Genomic DNA, 2196 nt, shown 5'->3' on the forward strand with positions numbered 1-2196 from the left:
GGCCAGCAGCAGGCGCGGGCTGCCGGCCAGGGCGCGGGCGATGGCGGCGCGCTGCTGCTGGCCGCCCGACAGTTCGGAGGGGTAATGCTTCATGCGCGAGCCCAGGCCCACCTGGCCCAGCGCACGTTCGATGCGCTGCTTGCGCTCGCTGGCCGGCATGCCGCGGTAGCGCAGCGGCACGTCGACGTTGTCGAACAGGTTCAGGTCGGAGATCAGGTTGAAGCCCTGGAAGATGAAGCCGATCTTCTGGTTGCGCAGGCGGCTGCGGGCGTCGTCGCCCAGCTTGCTCACGTCCTGCCCATCGAGCATGTAGGTGCCGCTGGTGAAGGTTTCCAGCAGGCCGGCGATATTGAGGAAGGTGGTCTTGCCCGAACCGGACGGGCCGGTCACTGCAACGAACTCACCCTCGCGCACGTGCAGGTCCAGCGAACGCAGGGCATGGGTTTCCACCTGTTCGGTGCGGAATACTTTGGCGACCGAGCGCATCTCGAGCATGGCTGTTTCCTTGGTTGGAGTGATGAGGGTGATCAGTTGATGGAGACGGATTCGGCATCGCCGAACAGTTCGGCGCCGGAGACGACCACGCGGTCGCCGGGACGCAGGCCGGACAGGATTTCCACTTCGCCCAGGCTGCTGACGCCCAGCTGCACCGGACGGCGGATCGCGGTATCGCCATCCATGACGTAGGCCTGGCCGTTGCCCTGTTCCACGAACGGGCCACGCTCGACCTTGATGACGTTGCGGCGGGTATCGAGCACGATGCGCGACTGCATGCGCTGGCTCTGGCGCAGGCCCTGCGGCTGCTTGTCGGTGAAGCGGATGCGGGCGTTCACTTCGCCGGCCACCACTTCGGGCGACACCGCGCTGATCTCGCCCGGGAACGGCTGGCCGTTGCCGCTGGTGAGCTGGGCGGGAATGCCGATCGACAGGTCACGGGCGAAGCTTTCCGGCACCTTGATCTCGATTTCGAACCGCGACAGGTCGACCACGCCCAGGATCGGGGCGTTGGCCGCCACCTGGGTGTGCTGGGTGGCCTGCACCTGGCCCACCTGGCCATCGAACGGCGCGCGCAGGGTCAGTGCGTCCACCTGGCGCTGCACTTCCTCCACCACCGCGCGCTGGCGGTCGGCCAGCAGGCGCTTGTTGCGGGCGTCCAGGTCGGCGCCCTGGCCCTGCAGGCGGGCGTCGGTCTGGGCGTTGGCCAGCGAGATGTCGGCCTTCTTCAGGCTGTCGTTGGCCTTGGCCAGGTCGATCTGGGGCACCGCGCCGCCGTCATAACCGCGCTGGTAGCGCTGCAGGTCGCGCTCGGCGGCCTGGCGTTCGATGCTGGCCTTGTCGGTTTCCTTGCTGGCCTTGGCCCGGGCAAGGGTTGCATCGAGCACGGCGCGGCTGGCTTCGGCTTCCAGCCCGGCCAGGGTGGTGCGCTCCTGGGCCAGCTTGCTGCGCAGCTCGGGGCTGTCGATCACCGCCAGTTCCTGGCCCTTCTTGACCACGTCGCCGGCCACCACCTTCAGGTCCACCGTGCCGGCCGAGATCGCGTACAGGATCGGGCTGTTGGCGGCGATCACCCGGCCATCGGCGGCCAGGTCGCGGACCAGGTCGCCCTGCTTGACCTCGGCGATGCGTACCCGCGCGCTGTCGAAGGAGCGGCTGGCGCCGAGCCAGGCGCGGGCGGCGAAGACGATGGCCAGCACCACCACCAGCGCGGCGATGCCCGGCCACAGCCAGCGCTTCCACGGCGCGGCCGTGCCCGGGGTGGAGAGGGTCTGGTCCTGTGCGGAAGTGTCGCGGATCATCGGGCTCGTTCGCGGTTGGGTTGCGGTAGTTGCTGAATACAAAGCACACCGCGTGCCAACATTCGGGCCTTTGAAAACAATGGGTTGCGAGCCTGGTGTGAATGTCCGGGTGTCCGCGGACACCGGAACGGACACTTTTGTTAAGCGGACAGCGGCCAGGGCGTCCGGACACCCACGCTAGAATGGGCCATCGAAAGCAGGGATCTGAATCTATGTGCGGGATTGTGGGGGCGATCGCGGATCGCGATGTGGTACCGGTACTGATCGAAGGTCTGAAGCGCCTGGAATACCGCGGCTACGATTCATCCGGCATCGCGGTGCTGGACCAGACCCAGTCCCAGCCCGACGTACGCCGCGTGCGCCGCACCGGCCGCGTGGCGGAAATGGAGAAGGCCGCGGC

General features: G+C 67.8%; 2 protein-coding genes and 1 pseudogene. 1 reads left to right on the top strand and 2 read right to left on the bottom strand.

Features of this window, described 5'->3' with window-relative positions; all coding sequences use genetic code 11:
- Both QMX79_RS20590 and QMX79_RS20595 read right to left on the bottom strand, forming a co-directional pair.
- On the bottom strand, positions 1-495 hold a 495-nt coding region (locus QMX79_RS20590; RefSeq protein ID WP_282248434.1), incomplete at its 3' end, for an ABC transporter ATP-binding protein.
- A 32-nt stretch (positions 496-527) separates the two neighbouring features.
- The gene (locus QMX79_RS20595) at positions 528-1796 is read right to left on the bottom strand and encodes an efflux RND transporter periplasmic adaptor subunit (RefSeq protein WP_282248435.1); all 1269 of its coding nucleotides are present in this window, start codon (positions 1794-1796) and stop codon (positions 528-530) included.
- A gap of 212 nt (positions 1797-2008) precedes the next feature.
- On the opposite strand from QMX79_RS20595, the pseudogene QMX79_RS20600 reads away from it, so the two are divergent.
- A pseudogene (locus QMX79_RS20600) lies at positions 2009-2196 on the top strand (glutamine--fructose-6-phosphate aminotransferase); the annotation flags it as partial.

The organism is Stenotrophomonas sp. PS02300 (genome assembly GCF_029959395.1).
Taxonomy (GTDB): domain Bacteria; phylum Pseudomonadota; class Gammaproteobacteria; order Xanthomonadales; family Xanthomonadaceae; genus Stenotrophomonas; species Stenotrophomonas maltophilia_AD.